Origin of the sequence: Mycobacterium neumannii (genome assembly GCF_048452905.1) — a bacterium.
Taxonomy (GTDB): Bacteria; Actinomycetota; Actinomycetes; order Mycobacteriales; family Mycobacteriaceae; genus Mycobacterium; species Mycobacterium neumannii_B.
Window position 1 is genome coordinate 395629 of sequence record NZ_JBCGVF010000008.1, and the last position, 21197, is coordinate 416825.

The window sequence follows — 21197 nt, forward strand, 5'->3', positions numbered from 1 at the left end:
TTCGAGAATGCGGCAGTTCTAGACTCCCATAGATAAGGGTCGGGGTAACGATCCGAGGGGAGAGCCCGCATGCGAGGCATCATTCATCGGTGGGCAGCCAGAGTCTCAATCGTAGTCATCCCATTGGCGACAGCGGTATCGGCGCCCGGGATCGCGACGGCCGCGGAGTGCGGGCCGGGAACCGTGTACGACGCCCTTTCGAATTCGTGCATCGTGGCTCCTTTGCCGCCGGCTCCACCGGCGCCACCTCCGCCGCCGGCTTGGAACGGGGATGTCACGCCCTACTTCTCGGTTGGGGTATGCGTGCCTATTCCGGTTCCGTTCGCGCCGTCAGTTTGCGCGAGCGTTTAGCGAGCTTGTAGATCCGAGCGCGAGGACCAAGGAACGCCCCGCGCGGATAGGACACCGCTCTCTTCGACCTTCGAGGACCGTGAGGCCGCGGACCCGAGCTGAACGTCAGGCCGGGGGCGCCATCCCGGGCGCGTTCTCCGGCGCGACCGGAACCGGCACGCCGACCGCGGGACGCGGGGCAGGCGCGTTGGGATCGGCCGGCGGGGGCGGCGGCGCGTTGGGATCCGCAGGCGGAGGAGGCGGCGCGTTGGGATCGGCCGGCGGTGGCGCCGGTGCGTTCGGATCGGCGGGCGGGGCCTCAGGCGCCGCGGGCGGGGTGTACGGCCGGATCGAGTTGGCCAGCGTCACCGCTTCTTCCTTCGGCACAGGGTTGTTCGCGGTGCCGAGCCAGACCACGAACCACCGCTCGGGGGTGCGCTGACCGCGCGGCGTACCCGGTTCGACCGGGTTGCCCACCACGCCGGCCCAGATCTGGCCGTTGGGCTTGTTCGTGTCGGTGAACTTAACCTCGTAGTACGACGCGACGCCCGGCATGCCATCGGCATTGAGCTCGACGGTCTCCTGGTTGACCCGGGTCCCGGGGAACGGCATGAAGAACTCGCCCATGTCGGAGGCCAACCGCTGCGCGGCCTTCGTGTTGTCCGTCTCGGCGCCCGCGAAGAGCTTCAGGTCGAGCCGGCCGAGCAGAATGCTGGTGTCGTTGGGCGGTTCGGCACCTTCGGGGGCGTCCTTGGTCAGCAACGCCTGGCCGTAGGAGAGCTGCGTCGAATCCGCCACTTTCCATCCGGCAGGCACGACGTAGCTGAGGCCACCCGCGGCCGAGTCGACGCGGCCAGGATCGCCGGGCGCCGGGGCCGGCGCGTTCGGATCGGCGGGTGCTGGTGCCGGTGCCCCCGGCGCCGGAGGTGGCGGCGGTGCGCCGGGTGCGGGAGGTGGCGCGCCGGGCGCGGGAGCCGGAGCGGGCGCTCCTGGTGCCGGAGGGGGTGCGGGCGCCCCTGGTGCCGGAGGCGGCGGAGGACCTTGCAGGAAGGTGTTCCCCGTCGGCGGCGGCGGGGGCGGCGCAGGCGTGGGTTCAGGCTGCGCCTGGGCCACCGTCGGGAGCGCAAGCGCTATGGCGGTTGCCCCGGTCACCGCCGCGACCGCCAATGTCCTCGAGAGCCCCCTGCGCGGGGCTGAAATCGCGTCCGGCTGATCCATGGGGAAGAAACTACCGTGTTACCGCCGTGACGCAAGTGTGAATTGCTCAAAATGAGGATAAATAATTCATAGCTGAGAAGACGATAAGCACTGATAGCAGTAACGCTATGATTTGCTGACACGGCACAGTACCCGCGCGTGGCGCGGGGTGGGCGAACCGCTGTCGATGCCAGGGAACTCGCTTGCTTTTCGCGCCCGCTCCGGTAACCGTTACTGGGCCGGATGCAGCGTGACCTCCTGTGCTTTCACCGCGAAAAACACCCGCTCGCCGGGGGCAAGCCTCAGTTCGGTGGCGGAGTCGGCGGTGATGTCGGCGGCGAGCCCCGGACTGCCGTCGGGCTGCTGCCCGGCCCGCACCCGGATCGCGGGTCCGCGGCCATCGAGTTCGGTGACGGTGACTTCGACGGTGTTACGGGGGCTGCCGTGCGGCCGGTCGCGGTACACCGCGACCGCCGCGGGATGAAACAGGGCGACCGCCGGCCCCGCGGTCCCGATTTCCGACGCCGGGCTACCGTGCCAGGCCGAGCCCCACCGGGTGGTCAGGACGCCGTGACCGTCCGCCGTCCCGCGAACCAGGTTCACCCCGGCCAGCCGGGCGCCGAAGTCGCTCCGCGGGGCCGCCAACACCGTTGCAGCAGAACCTATTTCAACGATGCTGCCGGATTCGAGCACCAGCACCCGATCGGCGAGCGCGACCACGTCGAGCACGTCGTGGGTCACCAACACAGCGGACCGCCCGTCGCGTGTGAGCACGTCGCGCAGCACCTTGCGCATCGCAGCGGCGGCCGCGACGTCGAGCCCGGCCAACGGCTCGTCGAGCAGCAGCACGTCGGGTTCGGCCGCCAACGCACGCGCCAGTGCGACCCGTTGCGCCTGCCCCCCGGACAGCTGACGCGGCCTGCGGTCGGCCAGTCCGTCCGCGTCGACCTGCGCCAGCCAATGCTCGGGGCGCGTGCTGCCGGGCGGAAAAGCCACGTTGGCGGCCACGTCGAGATGCGGAAACAGCAGCGGATCCTGCATCAGAAGCCCGACGCGGCGGTCGTGGGTCGCCGTATGCACGCCCGATGCGGTGTCGGTCAGCACCCGCGGGCCCGCCCGTACGACGCCGTCGTCGGGTCGGACCAGTCCCGCGATGACGTGCAGAATCGTCGACTTACCCGCGCCGTTGGGGCCCAGCACGGCCAGCACCTCACCACCGGCGACGTCGAACGCGACGTCGACACCGCGCTGCCCGACGACCGCGCGCAGGCTGATACCGGTCACGCCGCGCTCCACGCACTGTCACCGCGCAACCGTCGACTCCCCAGCCCCAGCACCACCACGGCTGCCACCACCACGAGCAGCAGCGACAACGCCACCGCGGCGTCGGCGTCGCTCTCCCGCTGCAGATAAATCTCCAGCGGCAGCGTCCGAGTGACGCCCTCGCGCGAGCCCGCGAACGTGAGCGTCGCACCGAATTCGCCCAGTGACCGGGCGAACGCCAGCACTGCGCCCGAGACCAGACCGGGCGTCAACAGCGGAAGCGTGACGCGCCACCACACCCGGGACGGACGGGCGCCCAGAGTTGCGGCCACCGTTTCGTAACCGGTTCCCGCCGTACGCGCGGCCCCTTCGAGCGCGATGACCAGGAACGGCAGCGACACGAACGTCTGCGCGAGCACGACCGCCGTCGTTGTGAATGCGATCTGGACACCCGCGGCCTCCAGATACTGGCCGAGTAGGCCGAGCCGGCCGAATGCGTACAGCAAAGCGATTCCGCCGACCACGGGGGGCAGCACGAGCGGAAGCAGGATGAGGGGCCGCGCGGTTCGGACCACTCGGCTGTCGCTGCGCGCGAGGACCAGCGCCATCGGAACGCCCACTAGCAGGCATAGCAACGTACTGGCGGTCGCAGTGCGCAGGCTCAGCAACAGGGCGTTGATCGAGGACTCGCTGCTGATCAGGTGCACGATGTTCGGCCAGTCGACCCTGGCCGCGATCGCCACGAGCGGCACCGCGACGAACAGCGCGCCGACCGCGGCGGGTAGATACAGCCAGCGCGGCAGACCAGCCGGATTACTCAACCCATCCCGCCTCGCACTCCACAGGCCAAACCCTATGGGACTCGCGCCTGCGCGCCGGTTTCGTGCCGTAGCTACTGTCCAGTAACATTTCGGAGGGTCGCTGCGTGCAGCGTCGAACACGACAGGGAGGTCCTCGCGATGGAGGTGCTCGTCACCGCAGGTGACACCGATCTGGGCCGCACGGTCGCCGAAGGTTTCCGCGACGCCGGTCACCGCGTCGTGATCGTGGGCGCCCGCCGCGACGAACTCGAGGTCGCCGCGAAGGAACTCGACATCGACGCCATCGTGCTCGACAACACCGATCCAGACAGCCTGGAAGCGGCGCGACAGCAGTTCCCGCATCACCTCGACACGATCGTCAATGTGCCCGCCCCCGGGTGGGACGGCGGCGATCCCCGCACCTATTCGCTGTCCGACCTGGCCAGGGCATGGCGTGCGGCACTGGACTCGACCGTCGTGTCCGCCGTGCTGACGGTGCAGATCCTCGGTGACCATCTGCGCTCGGGCGGTTCGATCGTCAACGTGGTCGCCGAGAACCCGGCCGTCGGCAGCGCGGACGCGGCGATCAAGGCCGCGCTCGCGGACTGGACCGCTGGTCAGGCCGAGCACTTCGGCACTCGCGGCATCACTGTTAACGCGGTGGCCTCGGGACGGAACGCCGAGCCCGGCTACGAAGGCCTGTCGCGCACGCCGCCGCCGGTCGCCGACGAGATCGCGCGCCTCGCCCTTTTCCTCACCACACCGGCGGCGCGGCACATCACTGGCCAGGTGCTGCACGTCAGCAAGGGCGCGCTCGCAAACTTCGGCTGACTATTCCGCTGTTCGCCCGGAGCTAAACGGGGTGACCGCTCCGCTTAGGTGTGGTTTCGTGCTCTCATGACCATCAGACTCGGACTCCAGATCCCGAACTTCTCCTACGGCACGGGCGTCGCCGAAATCTTCCCTACTGTCATCGCACAGGCGCAGGAGGCCGAGGCCGCCGGTTTCGACTCGGTATTCGTGATGGACCACTTCTATCAACTGCCCGGGCTCGGCACGCCGGACCAGCCCATGCTCGAGGCGTACACCGCGCTGGGCGGTCTGGCCACGGCCACCGAGCGGGTCCAGCTCGGCACCCTGGTGACCGGCAACACCTACCGCAACCCGACGCTGCTGGCCAAGGCGATCACCACGTTGGACGTGATGAGCCAGGGACGCGCCATCCTCGGCATCGGCACCGGTTGGTACGAGCTCGAACACGACAGCCTCGGATACGAGTTCGGCACCTTCACCGACCGCTTCAACAAGCTCGGCGAGGCGTTGGAGATCATCCTGCCGATGCTGCGCGGCGAGCGCCCGACGTTTGACGGCAAGTACTACCGCACCAAAGAGGCGATGGCCGAACCGCGGTTCCGGGACCACATTCCGCTGATGATCGGCGGCAGCGGCGAGAAGAAGACGATTCCGCTGGCGGCCAGGCATTTCGACCACCTCAACATAATCGCAGGCTTCGACGAGCTGCCGCGCAAGATGCAGGTGGTCAAGGAGCGCTGCGAGGAGATCGGCCGAGACCCCGCGACGTTGGAGACCAGCATGCTCGTCGTCGCGATCATCGACGAGAACGTCACCGGCGACATCATCCCCGACGACTTCAAACAGCAAGCGGTGTTCGGCAGTGCCGATCAGATCGCCGAGCAGATCAAGACCAAGGTTCTCGACGCCGGTGTCGACGGGGTGATCTTGAGCCCGGTGACGAGCCTCGACGGGTACCACCCCGGCCGGGTCACCGCCGTGGGCGAAGCCCTCCGGCCGCTGCTCGGCGGGTGATGCGGGCACCGGGTGGGATATAACACAACGAACCCGTTCACTGATCGGGTGTTCAGGCGACTACCGTTACGGGTAGTGAACTGCACGTGGAAGCACCGTCGAGGAGCCCAATATGAGCCATCCCGGAGCCACTGCATCTGATCGGCACAAGGTCGTCATCATCGGGTCAGGGTTCGGCGGGCTGACCGCTGCCAAAAGACTGAAAAGAGCCGACGTCGACGTCAAGCTGATCGCCAAGACCACCCACCACCTGTTCCAGCCGCTGCTGTACCAGGTGGCGACCGGGATCATCCCGTCCGGCGAGATCGCGCCGCCGACGCGGATGATCCTGCGCAAGCAGAAGAACTGCCAGGTGGTCCTCGGCGACGTCACCCACATCGACTTGGCCAACCAGACGGTCAAGTCCGAGCTGCTGGGTCACACCTACGTCACCCCGTACGACTCGCTCATCGTCGCCGCAGGCGCCGGCCAATCCTACTTCGGTAACGACCATTTCGCGGAGTGGGCGCCGGGCATGAAGTCCATCGACGATGCGCTGGAGCTGCGGGCGCGCATTCTCAGCGCGTTCGAGCAGGCGGAGCGGTCCAGCGATCCTGCCCGCCGCGAAAAGCTGCTGACGTTCACCGTCGTCGGCGCCGGTCCGACCGGCGTCGAAATGGCCGGACAGATCGCCGAACTGGCCGATCACACCCTCAAAGGTGCGTTCCGCCATATCGATTCGACCACCGCCCGGGTGATTCTGCTCGACGCCGCACCCGCCGTCCTGCCCCCGATGGGCGAGAAGCTGGGCAAGAAGGCGCAGGACCGGCTCGAGAAGATGGGCGTGGACATCCAGCTCGGCGCCATGGTCACCGATGTTGACCGCAACGGCATCACCGTCAAGGACTCCGACGGCACGATCCGGCGTATCGAGTCCGCGACGAAGGTGTGGTCGGCCGGTGTGCAGGCCAGCCCGCTGGGCCGGGACCTCGCAGAGCAGTCCGAGGGTGAGGTCGACCGGGCCGGGCGCGTGCTCGTGAACCCGGACCTGACGCTGCCCGGCCATCCGAACGTGTTCGTGGTCGGCGATATGGCCCATGTCGAGGGCGTGCCCGGGCAGGCGCAGGGCGCCATTCAGGGCGGACGGTATGCCGCCAACGCGATCCGGGCCGAGCTCAAGGGCGCCGATCCCACACAGCGCGAACCGTTCCAGTACTTCGACAAGGGCTCGATGGCCACGGTGTCGCGGTTCTCCGCCGTCGCCAAGATCGGCCCGCTGGAGTTCGGTGGCTTCATCGCCTGGCTGGCCTGGTTGGTGCTGCACCTTGTGTATCTGGTCGGCTTCCGCCGCAAGCTCACCACGCTGGTGTCGTGGACGGTGACGTTCCTGTCGACGCAGCGCGGCAACCTCACGATCACCGAGCAGCAGGCCTACGCCCGCACCCGGATAGAGGAGCTCCAGGAGATCGCCGCGGGCGTGCGCGACACCGAGAAGGTCGCAGGCTAAAGCCGCAGGCCCTGCCAGGTCGCCAGGCAGCCGCCAGCGGCAAGCACCAGCGGTTCACCCGCCGTGTCGACGTCGGCGCGCGGGTAGCTCAGTTCGCTGATCGCGGCCATCGGTGCGCTGATCTCGTCGTCGGTGACCGAACCCCTGCCCAACTCGATGCGATGCCGCAGCAGTGGAGTGCCGTCGACGTCGGCGTGCAGCGACCCTGACCAGAACCCGTGGTTCTCATCGGATCTGCCGATCTGCACCCGCTCGCGGAGCCTGACACGTCCGTGTGCGCCGACATCCAGGCGGACCGAGGTGTGGTGACGCGAGTCGGCTGCCACGATCGTGGGTTCGGGGTCGAGGTCCAGCTCTCCGGCGATGTCGAGCTCCCAGATCGCGTGAGAGTCAAGGATTTTGGCCCCTGGGAGGGCCACCGTCGCGGCGGCGGTGCGTATCCGCAGCCGAGCGTCCGCTTCGACGACGACGCGGAAGTGGAGGACGTCGCCACCCAGCGGGGTCGCCGCCGCCGACACCAGATGGACGGTGTCGGGCCCGGTGAGCCGGGCGGCAAGACCGCCCGCGCACTCGAGGCGCGGCCGGCGGTCCCGCCGCGCGACGATCAGCACCTCGGATCGCACTAGACGGGCACCCGGAGTTGGGCGCGCACCCAGCTCAGCACCGCGGAGGCCGCGGGGTCCTCGGTCAGCGAGATCATCACGAACGGGCGCTCACCGCGCACGGCCGTCGCATCGCGCCGCATCACCTCGAGGTCGGCTCCGACCAATGGGGCGAGGTCGGTCTTGTTGATCACCAACAGGTCTGAGTAGGTCACCCCGGGACCGCCTTTGCGGGGAACCTTGTCGCCGCCGGCGACATCGATGACGAAGATCTGCACATCGACCAGCCCCGAGGAGAACGTCGCCGTCAGATTGTCTCCGCCGGACTCGACGAGAATGAGGTCCAGCCGGTCGTTTGCGGCGGTGAGGTCGTCGATCGCGTCGAGGTTGGCGGTGATGTCGTCGCGGATCGCGGTGTGCGGGCAGCCGCCGGTCTGCACCGCGGCGATCCGCTCGTCGGGCAGCACGGCATGGCGTCGAAGGAAATCCGCGTCTTCGGTGGTGTAGATGTCATTGGTCAGCACGGCCAGCGACACCTGTTCTCGCAGCTGTCGGCACAGCGCCGCGACCAGTGCGGTCTTTCCCGAACCCACCGGACCGCCGACGCCGATGCGCAAGGGCTCCCCCGGCTGGCGCGCGCGCTTGGGTCGTTCGAGATGGTGGTGTGGCTCGCCGTCGATGAAATGCGGAGGCATGACGATCCTTTCGGGGCCGGACTAGGAGACGAATAGGGGGCGCTCACGCCTGCTGTGGCGCTGGGCCAGCACGTCGAGCATCGGATCGGACAGGTCGGCCAGTTCCTTTGCGGCCGAGACCGCGGTCTGGTCGCAGAGCGCCGACAGCTCGAACGTGAGCGCGGCGACGTCGGCGGGGTCGAGTGCGAGCAGGCGCTGCGCGGCGGTCGCCGAACCGGTCATCGTGGTGTAGACCATCGAGAGTGCGGTCTGCTCAGCGGTCAGCCCCGCCGCGCGTCCGGTCCATCCCGCCGCGACCGACAGGTGCGGGGTAGCACCGAGCGCGCCCCAGTCGTCGTCGGGCCACACCCGGCGGGCCAGCCGCACGAGGCCCCGCCCCTGTGCGCGCGATGTCTGGCGGGCGGCGGGCGCCGGTGTGCGGGCGTCGGTTTCGTGATCGGCCTGCGCGGGCTCGAGTGTTCCCGTGTGCACGGCCGCAGCCAGCGAGGCGGTCACGAGGCCCTGGGTTCGAATGCGTCGGCGCAGGTATGCGCGCAGCGTGGTCACGTCGGCGACCAGCCCGCTGGTGATCGCTTCCTCGATGCCGCCGGAGTGCACGTGCCCGCCGGTCGGCAAGCGCGAGTCGGCCAGGGCGAGGAGTGTGGTCAGGTTCGTCATCGGGTCAGAAGAGGAAATACCGCTGTGCCATCGGCAGTTCGGCCGCCGGCTGTTCATGCCAGACGTCTCCGTCGATGCGGACGGTGAAGGTGTCGGGATCGACCTCGATGCGTGGCAGCGCGTCGTTGAGCGGCATATCGGCCTTGCCTACGCTGCGGACGTCCTTGACCGGTACGAGGCGCCGTTTCACATCGATCCGGTCGGCCAGTCCGTCGTCGACGGCCTGGTGCGAGACGAAGTGCACCGACGTGGCGGCGGCGGCCGACGGCGCCGCACCGAACATGGGGCGCGGCAGCACCGGTTGCGGGGTCGGGATCGACGCGTTGGCGTCTCCCATTGCGGCCCAGGCGATCATGCCGCCCTTGAGCACCGCGTGCGGGCGCACACCGAAAAACGCCGGTTCCCACAGCACGAGATCGGCGAGCTTGCCCACCTCGACCGATCCGATCTCGGCGTCGAGGCCGTGCGCGATCGCCGGGCAGATCGTGTACTTGGCGACATAGCGTCGTGCGCGGTGGTTGTCGGCGGCCCTCGCCCCCGAACTGTCGCCGTCCAGCGCACCGCGCCTGCGTTTCATGACGTGCGCGGTCTGCCAGGTGCGGATGACCACCTCGCCGATGCGGCCCATCGCCTGGGCGTCGCTGCCGATCATCGAGATCGCACCGATGTCGTGCAGCAGGTCCTCGGCGGCGATGGTCGACGGCCGGATGCGGCTCTCGGCGAACGCGAGATCCTCGGGGACGCTGGGGTTGAGGTGGTGGCAGACCATCAACATGTCGAGGTGCTCGTCGAGTGTGTTGACCGTGTGCGGGCGTGTCGGATTGGTCGAGCTGGGCAGCACGTGCGGTTGCGCGGCGACGGTGATGATGTCGGGAGCGTGTCCACCACCGGCTCCCTCGGTGTGGTAGGCGTGGATCGACCGGCCGGCGATCGCGCCGACGGTGTCCTCCACGAAGCCGGCCTCGTTGAGGGTGTCCGAATGCAGTGCGACCTGTACGCCCGATGCGTCGGCAACGGTGAGGCAGGCGTCGATCGCGGCTGGGGTGCTACCCCAGTCCTCGTGAAGTTTGAAACCCGAAGCACCGCCGCGTAATTGCTCCCACATGGCCTCGGCGCTGACCGTGTTGCCCTTGCCAAGCAGCGCGATGTTCATCGGCCAGGAGTTCAGCGACTCGAGCATGCGGGCCAGATGCCATGCGCCGGGGGTGACGGTGGTGGCCTTGCTGCCTTCCGCCGGGCCGGTTCCGCCTCCGATCATCGTGGTGATGCCACCGCCGAGCGCTTCACCCATCGTCTGCGGGCAGATCAGGTGCACATGGCAGTCGATGCCGCCTGCGGTGACGATACGGCCGTTGCCCCCGATGATCTCCGTCGACGGCCCGACCACGAGGTCGGGGTGGACGCCCGACATGATGTCGGGGTTGCCCGCCTTGCCGATCGCGGTGATGCGGCCATCACGGATACCGATGTCCGCCTTGATGATTCCCCAGTAGTCGAGAATCACCACGCCGGTGATGACGGTGTCGGGAGCCCCGTCGGCACGTGTCGCACGTCCCTGCCCCATGGACTCCCGCAACACCTTGCCCCCGCCGAAGACGGCCTCGTCTCCGGCGAGTTCGGGCCCGCCGCTGCGGTCCTCGGTGATCTCGATGAACAGGTCCGTGTCGGCCAGTCGGATCCGGTCGCCGGTGGTCGGCCCGAACAGGGCACCGTACCTGGCGCGTGGCAACCGGGTCATCGGACTCCTCTGCTCTCGGCGGATGCGCTCATCGCGGGTCCAACCGACCGGGCGGGTCCAGGTTCAACCCGTGCACCTCGCGCGAGCCTCCGAGCGCTACGAGCGAGACGGTTTGGGCCACACCGGGTTCGAACCGCACCGCGGTCCCCGCGGGGATGTCGAGCCGGTGGCCGTGCGCGGCCGCGCGGTCGAAGGACAGCGCCGCGTTGGCCTGCGGCAGGTGGACGTGGCTGCCGACCTGCACCGGTCGGTCTCCGGTGTTGACGATCTCCATCGCGAGCCGCTCGACGCCCGCGTTGATCTCGATGTCGCCGTCCCCGTACCGGATTTCGCCGGGCACCATCGGTCCGGTCACGGGATCGGGTGGTGGACGGTGACGAGCTTGGTGCCGTCGGGGAACGTCGCCTCGACCTGGACGTCCTCGAGCATCTCGGGAACGCCCTCCATGACGTCGTCGCGGCGCAGGACCTCGCGGCCGCTGGCCATGAGCTCGGCCACCGTGCGGCCGTCGCGGGCGCCCTCGAGGAGATGGTCGGTGATCAGCGCGACCGCTTCGGGATGATTGAGCTTCAGGCCACGGTGCTGTCGGCGCCGGGCGAGCTCGGCCGCGTAGGAGATCAGCAGGCGGTCCTGCTCATGCGGGGATAAACGCATAGTGGGCGATATTGCCACGGAGCGCGGCGATCAGCAGCGCACGCGATGTCTTACGCGGCGGGCATGTTCTGCAGCCGCACCTGTCCGCGCGCGACGAGCTTGTCGTCGTCGGCGCTGATGGTGATCTGCCACAGCTGCTGACGTCGGCCCCGGTGGATCGGGGTGGACACCGCGGTGACGGTCCCCGAGGAGATGGCACGCAGGAAGTCGGTGTTGTTGTTGACGCCGACGACGTTGCCGCCGCCGTTGTCGGCGAGCCAGACCGCGGCGGACACGCTCGCCAGGCTTTCGACGATCGAGCAGTACACGCCGCCGTGCACGATGCCGTAGGGCTGAAGCAGCTTGTCCGTGACTATCAGTTGTGCGCGGCCGCCGTCGGGACCGAGTTCGAGATAGGTCAGGCCGAGTTCGGTGTCGAAGCCCTTCCCCAGGTCGGAAGGCAGGTCGGAAGTCACGGATCGTGTCTACACGCTGTCGAACACCATGACCGCGCCGGGTGCGCGGAGTTAGGGTCAGCCATGGCCAAGACCGCGAAAGACCTCGTTGAAGCTGCCAACGCTGTGGTGCCCAAGATCTCCCACGCCGAGGCGAAGGAAATGATCGACAAGGGTGCGTTGGTAGTCGACGTCCGCGATGCCCCCGAACTGGAGAAGGGCGGCAAGGTGGCGGGCGCCGTGCATGTCCCCCGCGGCATGCTCGAGTTCCGTGCCGACCCCGAGTCGCCGTATCACGACCAGAACTTCGCCAAGGACAAACCGGTGATCGTGTACTGCGCATCCGGTGGGCGCTCGGCGCTCTCGGGGCAGGCGCTCAAAGAGCTCGGTTATCAAGACGTGTACAACCTCGGTGCCTTCGGCGACTGGGCCGACAGCGGTGGCGCCGTCGAAAAAGCCGGCGACCAAAACACCTGACGCACACGGTATTCAGGGCACATGCGGACGAGCCCCGCACCAATGGTGCGGGGCTCGTCCTCCGTGTGGACCGGGGGTCTCTGCAGCCCTCAGGACTCCGGCGCGGTCCGGTGGTTCGTATCGATCTCTGGTCAAGAGCATAGGCAAGGCTTGCCTAATTAAGCAAGACTTTGCCTGTGTTTGGTCGGGAGGTGCCCCGGACCGGAAGCCCGAAGCCGACGAGCGCATCGAGCACGGCCTGCCCGCGGCGCATGCTCGTCCACTCGCTGGAGCCGGCGAGCAGCGGCACCTGCGTGGCGGCGCTGACGACCGCCCCGCCCACGACATGCCACATCGAGGCGACCGACATCGCTCCCCCGCTGATCTCGACCAGCTTGGCGAACAGCGGCGCCAGCGCGCGGTGGCTGCGGTGCGCGACCCATGTCGTCAACGCCGCCTCGCTGGGCAGCGCCACGATGCCGTCGCGCGTCGAGCCTCCGGCGCGGTTGGACCTGAGGTCGAAGTACGGATCGTCGGGAAGGGCCCGCAGCGTCGGGTCGACGACGCCGACCCAATCGATCGCACCTTCGGAATCCACATGCACCCACAGGTTCTCCAGGCCGGTGTCCCATGCGCGGCCTTCGAGTACGACCAGCGGCACGACGCGGCCGACGACCACGTGGGCGAGGGTGGCCACCAACTGGTGTGCCACCGCGGCGCGGCTGTCGGTCTCCTCGGCGGCCAGATCGAACATCGTCTGCAGGCGGTCCGTGCTCAGCGCGTCGGCCAGCGGCCACCACCGCCGCCGGGACAGGTCCCGCATCACCGCGACGCCGTAGACCCGCGGACACTCGGGATAGAGCTCCCGGAGTCGTCGACTCGACTCATGCAGCGGCAACGTCCTGTGGATCGCCATGCTCGCGATGAGTGGATCGTCGACCAATACCGTCATAGGGCCTCCCATATTCAAGTTAGGTAAGGCTTACTATAGCTATGAGCGTCACGACGACCAGACCCTGTGACTGCTTTCACACCACCCTTCGAATGGGCGGTGACCACGGGCGGAGGTTCGAGCCGGGCGACAGTGGGAACTTGTCCACCAGGCGAAATACGACGCACCGTAGTAAGGCGTAGTACGCTGGATCAATAGCCTCTAGGAGATGAACGGACCATGGCGAAGTTGACGCGTCTGGGGGAACTGGAACGCGCGGTGATGGATCATTTGTGGTCCTCCCGCGAACCCCAAACCGTGCGCCAAGTTCATGAGGCGCTCGCCGCCCAACGCGACTTGGCGTACACCACGATCATGACCGTGCTGCAGCGGCTGGCGAAGAAGAACCTCGTCGTGCAGCACCGCGATGACCGCGCCCACCGCTACGCGCCGACCCACGGCCGCGACGAACTCGTCGCGGGCCTGATGGTCGACGCGCTCGACCAGGCCGCCGACTCGGGTAGCCGGGAAGCCGCGCTGGTGCATTTTGTCGAGCGCGTCGGCGCCGACGAAGCCGCGGCGTTGCGTCGCGCACTGGCCGAACTGGAGAGCAAGGTTCGCGTTGCGCCGCCCGCTGGTAATTCGGGCACCGGCTGAGAGAGACTGACGGCGTGTCTGCGCTGGCCTTCACCGTCCTGGCGCTGGTCCTGTCGGGACCGGTGCCCGCCGTCCTGGCGCGCGCGTCGTGGCCGTTCCGCGCACCGCGAGCGGCCATTGTGCTGTGGCAGGCGATCGCGATGGCCGCCGTCCTGTCGGCCTTCTCGGCCGGAATCGCCATTGCGAGCAGGCTTTTCGCGCCGGGTCCCGACGGTCGGCCTACCGCCACCATCACCAGCGAGATCGCCGTCATGGGCTGGCCGGTGTGGATCGCCTACGTCGTGGTCTTCGCGCTGACGCTGGTGATCGGTGCGCGGCTGATCGCGGCGGTGTTGCAGGTGGCCATCGCGACGCGGCGCCGTCGCGCCCATCACCGTATGGTCGTCGACCTCGTGGGCAAGTCGCAGAAGTGGGCCCACGCCCACGCCGGTGACGGGTTGCGCATCCTGAACGTGGACCAGCCGCTGGCGTACTGCCTGCCGGGCGTGCGCAGCCGCGTCGTGGTCAGCGAGGGCACGCTGACGACGCTGGCGGACAACGAGATCGCGGCGATCCTCACCCACGAACGCGCGCACCTGCGCGCCCGGCACGATCTGGTGCTGGAGATGTTCACCGCGGTGAACGCGGCGTTCCCGCGCTTCGTCCGCAGCGGAAGTGCGCTGGACGCGGTCCGACTGCTGGTCGAGATGCTGGCCGACGACGCGGCGGTGCGCATCGCCGGTCCCACTCCCCTGGCCCGCGCACTCGTCGCGTGCGCGGCCGGTCGTACGCCGTCGGGTGCGCTGGCCGCGGGCGGACCCACCACCCTGCTACGGGTACGTCGGCTCGGGGGCAGGCCCAACAGCCGGGTGCTGGCAGCAGGCGCGTACACGGCCGCGGCCGCGGTGCTCGTGGTGCCCACCTTCGCGGTGGTGCTTCCGTGGCTGACCGAACTACAGCGGCTGTTCACCGCTTAGGGACCACCCGCGCGAACGAGGCGTTCACACAACAAAACAACGAAAGGCTGCCCGCATGAGCTCTGACGCATCCGCTTCCGCGACCACCGGTACCGCTCAGATCGGGGTGACCGGGCTTGCCGTCATGGGATCCAACATCGCGCGTAACTTCGCCCGGCACGGGTACACCGTCGCGCTGCACAACCGCTCGATCGCCAAGACCGACGCGCTGCTCGAACTGCACGGCTCGGAGGGGAAGTTCGTGCGCAGCGAGACCATCGCCGAATTCCTCGACGCTCTGGAGAAGCCGCGACGGGTGCTGATCATGGTCAAGGCCGGGGACCCCACCGACGCGGTGATCAACGAACTCGCCGACGCGATGGAGGAAGGCGACATCATCATCGACGGCGGCAACGCCCTTTACACCGACACGATCCGCCGCGAGAAGGCGATGCGCGAGCGCGGGCTGCACTTCGTCGGCGCCGGCATCTCCGGCGGCGAGGAGGGCGCGCTGAACGGCCCTTCGATCATGCCCGGTGGCCCGGCCGAGTCCTACAAATCGCTGGGTCCGCTGCTCGAGGAGATCTCAGCGCACGTCGACGGTGTCCCCTGCTGCACCCACATCGGCCCCGACGGCGCGGGCCACTTCGTGAAGATGGTGCACAACGGCATCGAGTACTCCGACATGCAGTTGATCGGCGAGGCCTACCAGCTGCTGCGCGACGGGCTGGGCAAGTCGGCCGGTGAGATCGCCGACGTCTTCGACGAATGGAACTCCGGCGACCTGGACAGCTTCCTGGTCGAGATCACCGCCAAGGTGTTGCGCCAGACCGACGCCAAGACCGGCAAGCCGCTCGTCGACGTCATCCTCGACGAGGCCGAGCAGAAGGGCACCGGACGTTGGACGGTGAAATCGGCGCTCGATCTCGGCGTCCCGGTGACCGGTATCGCCGAGGCCGTGTTCGCGCGCGCCCTGTCCGGATCGGTGACCCAGCGCAAGGCCACCACCGGGCTGGCGTCCGGAACGCTCGGCGACAAGCCGTCTGACGCGGCGAAGTTCGTCGAGGACATCCGCCAAGCCCTGTACGCGTCGAAGATCATCGCTTACGCGCAGGGCTTCAACCAGATCCAAGCCGGCAGCGCCGAGTACGACTGGGGCATCACCCCCGGCGACATGGCCACCATCTGGCGCGGTGGCTGCATCATCCGGGCCAAGTTCCTAAACCGCATCAAGGACGCGTTCGACGAGAACCCCGACCTGCCGACGCTGATCGTCGCGCCCTACTTCCGCAGCGCGATCGAGGCGGCGATCGACAGCTGGCGTCGCGTCGTCGTCACCGCCACCGAACTGGGCATTCCGATCCCCGGCTTCTCCTCGGCACTGTCCTACTACGACGGATTGCGCCAGGAGCGCCTGCCCGCCGCGCTCACCCAGGGCCTGCGGGACTATTTCGGCGCGCACACCTACGGCCGCATCGACACCGACCCCGCCAAGCGGTTCCACACGCTGTGGAGCGGGGACCTCAGCGAAGTCGAGGCCTAGCGTTCCCTCGGCGGGAAACCGGGCGCTGTCGGGCCACTAGACTTGGACCGACATGCGATTTCTGGAGGGCCACCGGCCCGCTTATGACCTGACCTACAACGACGTCTTCGTCGTCCCCGGACGCTCGGATGTTCAATCCCGGATGGACGTCGACCTGTCGACCGCCGACGGCTCGGGCACCACGATCCCGGTTGTAGTCGCGAACATGACCGCCGTCGCCGGGCGCCGAATGGCCGAGACCGTGGCCCGTCGCGGCGGCCTCGTCGTGCTGCCGCAGGACGTGCCGATCTCCGCGGTGAAGGAGACCGTCGACTTCGTCAAGAGCCGCGACCTCGTCGTCGACACCCCCGTGGTGCTCTCCCCCGACGACTCGGTGTCCGATGCGACAGCGCTGATCCACAAACGTGCGCACGGCGCCGCGGTGGTCGCCTTCGAGGGCAGGCCGATCGGCCTGGTCACCGAGGCGAACTGCGAGGGCGTCGACCGGTTCACCCGGGTGCGCGACGTCGCGGTCTCCGACTTCGTCACCGCACCGGTGGGCACCGAGCCGCGCAAGGTGTTCGACCTGCTCGAGCACGCCCCGGTCGACGTGGCGGTGCTGACCGAAAGTGACGGGACGCTGGCAGGCGTGCTGACACGCACCGGCGCGGTCCGGGCCGGCATCTACACACCCGCGGTAGACGATAAGGGCCGACTGCGGATCGCTGCCGCGGTCGGGATCAACGGCGATGTCGGCGCCAAGGCACGCAGCCTGGCGGAGGTCGGGGTGGATCTGCTGGTGATCGACACCGCCCACGGACACCAGGTCAAGATGCTCGAGGCGATCAAGGCGGTCTCGTCGTTGGACCTCGGGCTGCCGCTGGCCGCGGGCAACGTCGTCTCCGCCGAGGGCACCAGGGACCTGCTCAGCGCAGGCGCGTCGATCGTGAAGGTCGGTGTCGGACCGGGCGCGATGTGCACCACGCGCATGATGACCGGCGTCGGGCGACCCCAGTTCTCCGCGGTTGTCGAATGTGCCGCCGCGGCACGGCAATTGGGCGCGCACGTGTGGGCGGACGGCGGTATCCGGCATCCGCGCGATGTCGCACTGGCATTGGCCGCGGGCGCATCCAACGTGATGATCGGCTCCTGGTTCGCGGGCACCTACGAGTCCCCCGGCGACCTGATGCGCGACCGCGACAACCAGCCGTTCAAGGAGAGCTACGGGATGGCGTCCAAACGCGCGGTAGCCGCCCGCACCGCCGGTGACGGGGCGTTCGACCGGGCCCGCAAGGCGCTGTTCGAGGAGGGCATCTCGACGTCGAGGATGGGCCTGGATCCGTCCCGCGGAGGCGTCGAGGACCTGCTCGACCACATCACGTCTGGGGTACGCAGCACCTGCACCTATGTCGGCGCCGCGAATCTGGCGGAACTGCACGAGAAGGCGGTGCTCGGCGTGCAGTCGGCGGCGGGCTTCGCCGAGGGCCATCCGCTGCCCACGGGTTGGTGATCCCTCCCCCGCAAGATCACCCGTTACCATGGGTTTCCTTCAGTCCTCTACGCGAAAGGGATCCCGTGCCGCAGGCACCCGTCGAGGCCCGGGTCGCAGAGGGGGCCCACCGGGCCGAGCGGCCCGAGCCTCCCGACGCCGAGCCTTCCTCTAGACGGCCGGGCAACAGGTCCGGCATCTGCGCGAGGACACCCCGATGAGCGTCGCTTCGACGTTGCTGTCGCTGCTCGCGATCGTGCTGCTGACGGCGGGCACCGCGGTGTTCGTCGCCGCCGAGTTCTCGCTGACCGCGCTCGAGCGCAGCACCGTGGACGCCAACGCACGCAGCGGCCACCGGCGCGACAAGATGGTCCAGCGGGCGCACCGCACGCTGTCGTTCCAGCTGTCCGGCGCCCAGGTGGGCATCTCGATCACCACGCTGGCGACCGGCTACCTGGCCGAACCCGTCGTCGCGCGGTTGATCCACCCCGGCCTGGACGCGATCGGCATACCCCCGGCCTTCACCGGCGGATTGGCGCTGGTGCTGGCGATCGCGATCGCCACCTCAATCTCGATGGTGTTCGGCGAGCTGGTGCCCAAGAACCTCGCGGTCGCCCTGCCCGCGCCGACGGCGCGCTGGTCGGCCGGACCGCAACTGCTGTTCTCCGCGCTGTTCACCCCGCTGATCCGGCTGACCAACGGCACGGCCAACATGATCCTGCGGCGCCTCGGCATCGAGCCCGCCGAGGAGCTGCGCTCGGCGCGCTCCCCACAGGAACTGGTGTCGCTGGTGCGCAGTTCGGCCCGCAGCGGCGCACTGGATCCCGTCACCGCGGTGCTGGTCGACCGCTCGCTGCGGTTCGGCGATCGCTCCGCCGAGGAGCTGATGACCCCCCGGCAGAAGATCGAGGCCCTCGACGCCGATGCGACGGTCGCCGAACTGGTCACCGCCGCGATCAGGACGGGCTACTCGCGCTTCCCGATCATCCGCGGAGACCTCGATGAGACGATCGGGATCGCGCACGTCAAGCAGGTGTTCGAGGTGCCGATCGACAAGCGCGCGATCACCCGGCTGGCCTCGCTGGCGCTGCCGGTGGCCAAGGTGCCATCGACTCTGGATGGCGACGCGGTGATGACCCAGATCCGCGCCAACGGCCTGCAGACCGCGCTGGTGGTCGACGAATACGGCGGCACCGCGGGCATGGTCACCGTGGAGGACCTGATCGAGGAGATCGTCGGCGACGTCCGCGACGAGCACGACGACGAGGCACCCGATGTGGTCCCCGCGGGCCGCGGCTGGCAGATATCGGGCCTGCTGCGCATCGACGAGGTGGCAAGCGCCACGGCGTTCCGCGCCCCCGAGGGTGACTACGAGACCATCGGCGGCCTGGTCCTCGAGAAGCTCGGGCACATCCCCGACGAAGGCGAGTCGATCGAGCTCGAGGCGTTCGACCCGGACGGTCCGCTCGAGGATCCGAACCGCTGGCTGGCCACCGTGCTGCGGATGGACGGTCGCCGCATCGACCTGCTCGAGCTCACCGAACTGGGCCGCAGCGGCGAGGCCGACGGGAGAAGTACCGATGGGTGACCTCTTCGGTGTGCTGCTGACGGTGCTGCTACTGGCCGTCAACGCGTTCTTCGTCGCCTCGGAGTTCGCGTTGATCTCCGCGCGGCGCGATCGGCTCGAGGCGCTGGCCGAACAGGGCAAGAAGAGCGCCGTCACCGTGATCCGCGCCGGTGAACACCTGTCGCTGATGCTCGCGGGCGCTCAGCTGGGCATCACGATCTGCTCGATCCTGCTCGGTCGCGTCGGCGAACCCGCCGTGGCGCATCTGCTGGAGAAGCCGTTCGACGCCGTGGGTGTTCCCGATGCGGTGCTGCACTCGGTGTCCTTCGTCGTCGCACTGGCCATCGTGGTCGTCCTGCACGTGCTGCTCGGCGAGATGGTGCCCAAAAACATCGCGATCGCCGGCCCGGAATCGGCGGCCATGCTGCTGATACCGACCTACCTCGTGTGGATCCGCATGGCCCGCCCCTTGATCGCGTTCTACAACTGGTGCGCCAACGCGACCCTGCGGCTGTTCGGGGTGGAGCCCAAGGACGAACTCGACGTCACGGTGTCCACAGTGGAGCTGTCGGAGATGATCGCCGAATCGCTGTCCGAGGGGCTACTCGACCCCGAGGAACACAGCAGGCTCACCCGCGCCCTGCAGATCCGCGACCGCGCTGTCAAGGACGTCGCATTCCCGCTGCGCGACATTCGAACGGTGTCGGTGGCGCGTGAGGGGGCGGGGCCGACCGTCGGCGCCGTCGAGGAGGCGCTGGCCGAGACGGGCTACTCGCGCTTCCCGATCACCGATGCGTCCGGCACGTACCTGGGATACCTGCACATCAAGGACGTGCTGGCGTTCGTCAACGACCCCGAGGCCGTGCTGGACCTTTCGATGGTGCGCCCGCTGCCGGTGGTGCCGTCGTCGCTGCCGTTGCCCGACGCGTTGTCGCGGTTGCGGCGGACCAACAGCCACCTGGCGCTGGTGACCGCACCCGACGGCAGCGTGGAGGCGATGGTCGCGCTCGAGGATCTCGTCGAGGACCTGGTGGGCACCGTGCGCGACGGGACCCATCGTGTCTGACGTCGCCGTGCGCGCCGCTTTTGTGCTCGAGGAGTCGGACTGGGGCATTCGCGAGCGGGCACATCAGCGCCGCACCGACGCGTTCTGCGCACCGCACCGTCGCCGGGCCCGTTGCGGCGAGAAGCACCCGGTTTGGGACTTTCTGTTCACCTACTACAGCCTGCGGCCCGCCAAGTTGCGGGTGTGGCACCCCGGCTTCGGCGTCGCTTTGGCCGGCGGCGCACAGCGCTTCCTGGGCCGGACGGGGTACGCGAATGACCACCACGGTGTGGTGGTGAGCCCGGAGTACCTGTCGGCGCGGCTCGACACCGTGCGGTTCGTCGGCCGGCTGTTGCGATCGACAGCGGCGCGCCCGGCGCGGCTGAACTGTTTCGGGCTGCACGAGTGGGCGATGGTCTACCGGTCGTCGACGGTGCGCCACGACCGGGTGCCGCTGCGGCTCGGCGCGGCGGGCACCGACGCGGTCGTCGAGTCGATGCCTCTGCGCTGCAGTCACTTCGACGCGTTCCGCTTTTTCACCCAACCGGCCGCCGGACGCAATGCCGAACAGCTGACCCGGCAGAGCCAGGTGGCCACCGAACAACCTGGCTGTCTGCATGCCGCGATGGATCTGTACAAGTGGTCGTTCAAGCTCGGCCCGCTGGTGAACTCGGAATTCGTGATGGACTGCCTCGAGTTGGCTGCCGAAGCCCGCGAACTCGACATGCGGGCCAGCCCCTATGATCTCCGCGAATACGGATTCGAGCCGATCGCGATCGAGACACCGGCCGGTCGCGCCGAATACGTGCGGATCCAGCAGACCATCGCGGAGCGGGCGGCGCCGCTGCGGGAGGCCCTCGCCGATCGGTGCGAACGGCTTCTTACCGCAGCAGCCCGGGACGGCTGACCAGC

Annotated in this window: 22 protein-coding genes; 11 read left to right on the plus strand and 11 right to left on the minus strand. The window is 68.6% G+C overall.

The features are described 5' to 3' along the window. Window positions 1-456: 456 nt before the first annotated feature. The 3 genes from AAHH99_RS24700 to AAHH99_RS24710 all read right to left on the minus strand — a co-directional run bounded on the left by AAHH99_RS24700 (window position 457) and on the right by AAHH99_RS24710 (window position 3611). A complete protein-coding gene (locus tag AAHH99_RS24700) occupies window positions 457-1548 on the minus strand; it encodes an APA family fibronectin-binding glycoprotein (RefSeq protein ID WP_418771068.1) in 1092 nt (363 codons plus the stop codon). Window positions 1549-1758: 210 nt separating this feature from the next. Then, entirely contained in the window at window positions 1759-2811 is a 1053-nt protein-coding gene (locus AAHH99_RS24705) for a sulfate/molybdate ABC transporter ATP-binding protein (protein WP_418771069.1), read from the minus strand. Further along, on the minus strand, window positions 2808-3611 hold the full coding sequence (locus tag AAHH99_RS24710) for an ABC transporter permease (protein WP_418771070.1): 804 nt from the start codon (window positions 3609-3611) through the stop codon (window positions 2808-2810). The genes AAHH99_RS24705 and AAHH99_RS24710 overlap by 4 nt, the downstream gene beginning before the upstream one ends. A gap of 138 nt (window positions 3612-3749) precedes the next feature. On the opposite strand from AAHH99_RS24710, the gene AAHH99_RS24715 reads away from it, so the two are divergent. The 3 genes from AAHH99_RS24715 to AAHH99_RS24725 all read left to right on the plus strand — a co-directional run bounded on the left by AAHH99_RS24715 (window position 3750) and on the right by AAHH99_RS24725 (window position 6903). Beyond that, the gene (locus tag AAHH99_RS24715; protein WP_418771071.1) at window positions 3750-4421 is read left to right on the plus strand and encodes an SDR family oxidoreductase; all 672 of its coding nucleotides are present in this window, start codon (window positions 3750-3752) and stop codon (window positions 4419-4421) included. A 66-nt stretch (window positions 4422-4487) separates the two neighbouring features. Beyond that, window positions 4488-5417 (plus strand): LLM class F420-dependent oxidoreductase, encoded by a 930-nt coding sequence (locus AAHH99_RS24720; RefSeq protein WP_418771072.1) that lies wholly within the window; start codon window positions 4488-4490, stop codon window positions 5415-5417. Window positions 5418-5529: 112 nt separating this feature from the next. Next, window positions 5530-6903, plus strand: a complete 1374-nt coding sequence (locus AAHH99_RS24725) for an NAD(P)/FAD-dependent oxidoreductase (RefSeq protein ID WP_418771073.1) — start codon at window positions 5530-5532, stop codon at window positions 6901-6903. Here AAHH99_RS24725 and AAHH99_RS24730 read toward each other — a convergent pair. From AAHH99_RS24730 to AAHH99_RS24760, 7 genes are read right to left on the minus strand one after another with little or no spacing between them, the layout of a single operon-like run. Beyond that, a complete protein-coding gene (locus AAHH99_RS24730) occupies window positions 6900-7526 on the minus strand; it encodes an urease accessory protein UreD (RefSeq protein ID WP_418771074.1) in 627 nt (208 codons plus the stop codon). The two genes, AAHH99_RS24725 and AAHH99_RS24730, sit on opposite strands and share 4 nt — an antisense overlap. Then, on the minus strand, window positions 7526-8200 hold the full coding sequence (gene ureG, locus AAHH99_RS24735) for an urease accessory protein UreG (RefSeq protein WP_418771075.1): 675 nt from the start codon (window positions 8198-8200) through the stop codon (window positions 7526-7528). Before ureG ends, AAHH99_RS24730 begins: the two co-directional genes overlap by 1 nt. A 21-nt stretch (window positions 8201-8221) precedes the next feature. Next, window positions 8222-8857 (minus strand): urease accessory protein UreF, encoded by a 636-nt coding sequence (locus AAHH99_RS24740; RefSeq protein WP_418771076.1) that lies wholly within the window; start codon window positions 8855-8857, stop codon window positions 8222-8224. Between the two features lie 4 nt (window positions 8858-8861). After that, a complete protein-coding gene (locus AAHH99_RS24745; RefSeq protein ID WP_418771077.1) occupies window positions 8862-10595 on the minus strand; it encodes an urease subunit alpha in 1734 nt (577 codons plus the stop codon). A 28-nt stretch (window positions 10596-10623) separates the two neighbouring features. Continuing rightward, window positions 10624-10938 carry an urease subunit beta gene (locus tag AAHH99_RS24750; RefSeq protein WP_418771130.1) on the minus strand — a complete coding sequence of 105 codons (315 nt, stop codon included), beginning with the start codon at window positions 10936-10938 and terminating at the stop codon, window positions 10624-10626. A gap of 8 nt (window positions 10939-10946) precedes the next feature. Next, window positions 10947-11249 carry an urease subunit gamma gene (locus AAHH99_RS24755; RefSeq protein ID WP_418771078.1) on the minus strand — a complete coding sequence of 101 codons (303 nt, stop codon included), beginning with the start codon at window positions 11247-11249 and terminating at the stop codon, window positions 10947-10949. Window positions 11250-11299: 50 nt separating this feature from the next. Continuing rightward, window positions 11300-11704, minus strand: a complete 405-nt coding sequence (locus AAHH99_RS24760; RefSeq protein ID WP_418771079.1) for a PaaI family thioesterase — start codon at window positions 11702-11704, stop codon at window positions 11300-11302. Between the two features lie 63 nt (window positions 11705-11767). On the opposite strand from AAHH99_RS24760, the gene AAHH99_RS24765 reads away from it, so the two are divergent. Next, on the plus strand, window positions 11768-12160 hold the full coding sequence (locus AAHH99_RS24765; RefSeq protein ID WP_418771080.1) for a rhodanese-like domain-containing protein: 393 nt from the start codon (window positions 11768-11770) through the stop codon (window positions 12158-12160). A 154-nt stretch (window positions 12161-12314) separates the two neighbouring features. On the opposite strand, the gene AAHH99_RS24770 is transcribed toward AAHH99_RS24765, so the two are convergent. After that, window positions 12315-13091, minus strand: coding sequence for an iron reductase (locus tag AAHH99_RS24770; protein WP_418771081.1), 777 nt, complete (start codon window positions 13089-13091; stop codon window positions 12315-12317). A gap of 219 nt (window positions 13092-13310) precedes the next feature. Between AAHH99_RS24770 and AAHH99_RS24775 the strand changes: the two genes are divergently transcribed. The 7 genes from AAHH99_RS24775 to AAHH99_RS24805 all read left to right on the plus strand — a co-directional run bounded on the left by AAHH99_RS24775 (window position 13311) and on the right by AAHH99_RS24805 (window position 21192). Then, on the plus strand, window positions 13311-13727 hold the full coding sequence (locus AAHH99_RS24775; protein WP_418771082.1) for a BlaI/MecI/CopY family transcriptional regulator: 417 nt from the start codon (window positions 13311-13313) through the stop codon (window positions 13725-13727). A gap of 14 nt (window positions 13728-13741) precedes the next feature. Next, a complete protein-coding gene (locus tag AAHH99_RS24780; protein WP_418771083.1) occupies window positions 13742-14683 on the plus strand; it encodes a M56 family metallopeptidase in 942 nt (313 codons plus the stop codon). A gap of 55 nt (window positions 14684-14738) precedes the next feature. Further along, on the plus strand, window positions 14739-16205 hold the full coding sequence (gene gndA / locus AAHH99_RS24785) for an NADP-dependent phosphogluconate dehydrogenase (RefSeq protein WP_418771084.1): 1467 nt from the start codon (window positions 14739-14741) through the stop codon (window positions 16203-16205). Between the two features lie 52 nt (window positions 16206-16257). Further along, window positions 16258-17694, plus strand: coding sequence for a GuaB1 family IMP dehydrogenase-related protein (locus AAHH99_RS24790; protein ID WP_418771085.1), 1437 nt, complete (start codon window positions 16258-16260; stop codon window positions 17692-17694). 196 nt (window positions 17695-17890) lie between these two features. Further along, on the plus strand, window positions 17891-19261 hold the full coding sequence (locus AAHH99_RS24795; RefSeq protein ID WP_418771086.1) for a hemolysin family protein: 1371 nt from the start codon (window positions 17891-17893) through the stop codon (window positions 19259-19261). Continuing rightward, the gene (locus tag AAHH99_RS24800) at window positions 19254-20306 is read left to right on the plus strand and encodes a hemolysin family protein (RefSeq protein ID WP_418771087.1); all 1053 of its coding nucleotides are present in this window, start codon (window positions 19254-19256) and stop codon (window positions 20304-20306) included. Before AAHH99_RS24795 ends, AAHH99_RS24800 begins: the two co-directional genes overlap by 8 nt. After that, window positions 20299-21192, plus strand: a complete 894-nt coding sequence (locus AAHH99_RS24805) for a 3-methyladenine DNA glycosylase (protein ID WP_418771088.1) — start codon at window positions 20299-20301, stop codon at window positions 21190-21192. The genes AAHH99_RS24800 and AAHH99_RS24805 overlap by 8 nt, the downstream gene beginning before the upstream one ends. Window positions 21193-21197: the final 5 nt, after the last annotated feature.

Excerpts from the sequence above, each read along its gene's own strand:
- AAHH99_RS24745 (WP_418771077.1), bottom strand. The coding sequence starts at position 10,595 with ATGACCCGGTTGCCACGCGCCAGGTACGGTGCCCTGTTCGGGCCGACC.
- ureG (WP_418771075.1), bottom strand. The coding sequence starts at position 8,200 with ATGCCTCCGCATTTCATCGACGGCGAGCCACACCACCATCTCGAACGA.
- AAHH99_RS24700 (WP_418771068.1), bottom strand. The coding sequence starts at position 1,548 with ATGGATCAGCCGGACGCGATTTCAGCCCCGCGCAGGGGGCTCTCGAGG.
- AAHH99_RS24740 (WP_418771076.1), bottom strand. The coding sequence starts at position 8,857 with ATGACGAACCTGACCACACTCCTCGCCCTGGCCGACTCGCGCTTGCCG.
- AAHH99_RS24775 (WP_418771082.1), top strand. The coding sequence starts at position 13,311 with ATGGCGAAGTTGACGCGTCTGGGGGAACTGGAACGCGCGGTGATGGAT.
- AAHH99_RS24795 (WP_418771086.1), top strand. The coding sequence starts at position 17,891 with ATGAGCGTCGCTTCGACGTTGCTGTCGCTGCTCGCGATCGTGCTGCTG.
- AAHH99_RS24765 (WP_418771080.1), top strand. The coding sequence starts at position 11,768 with ATGGCCAAGACCGCGAAAGACCTCGTTGAAGCTGCCAACGCTGTGGTG.
- AAHH99_RS24750 (WP_418771130.1), bottom strand. The coding sequence starts at position 10,938 with ATGGTGCCCGGCGAAATCCGGTACGGGGACGGCGACATCGAGATCAAC.
- AAHH99_RS24725 (WP_418771073.1), top strand. The coding sequence starts at position 5,530 with ATGAGCCATCCCGGAGCCACTGCATCTGATCGGCACAAGGTCGTCATC.
- AAHH99_RS24770 (WP_418771081.1), bottom strand. The coding sequence starts at position 13,091 with ATGACGGTATTGGTCGACGATCCACTCATCGCGAGCATGGCGATCCAC.
- gndA (WP_418771084.1), top strand. The coding sequence starts at position 14,739 with ATGAGCTCTGACGCATCCGCTTCCGCGACCACCGGTACCGCTCAGATC.
- AAHH99_RS24790 (WP_418771085.1), top strand. The coding sequence starts at position 16,258 with ATGCGATTTCTGGAGGGCCACCGGCCCGCTTATGACCTGACCTACAAC.
- AAHH99_RS24715 (WP_418771071.1), top strand. The coding sequence starts at position 3,750 with ATGGAGGTGCTCGTCACCGCAGGTGACACCGATCTGGGCCGCACGGTC.
- AAHH99_RS24800 (WP_418771087.1), top strand. The coding sequence starts at position 19,254 with ATGGGTGACCTCTTCGGTGTGCTGCTGACGGTGCTGCTACTGGCCGTC.
- AAHH99_RS24755 (WP_418771078.1), bottom strand. The coding sequence starts at position 11,249 with ATGCGTTTATCCCCGCATGAGCAGGACCGCCTGCTGATCTCCTACGCG.
- AAHH99_RS24720 (WP_418771072.1), top strand. The coding sequence starts at position 4,488 with ATGACCATCAGACTCGGACTCCAGATCCCGAACTTCTCCTACGGCACG.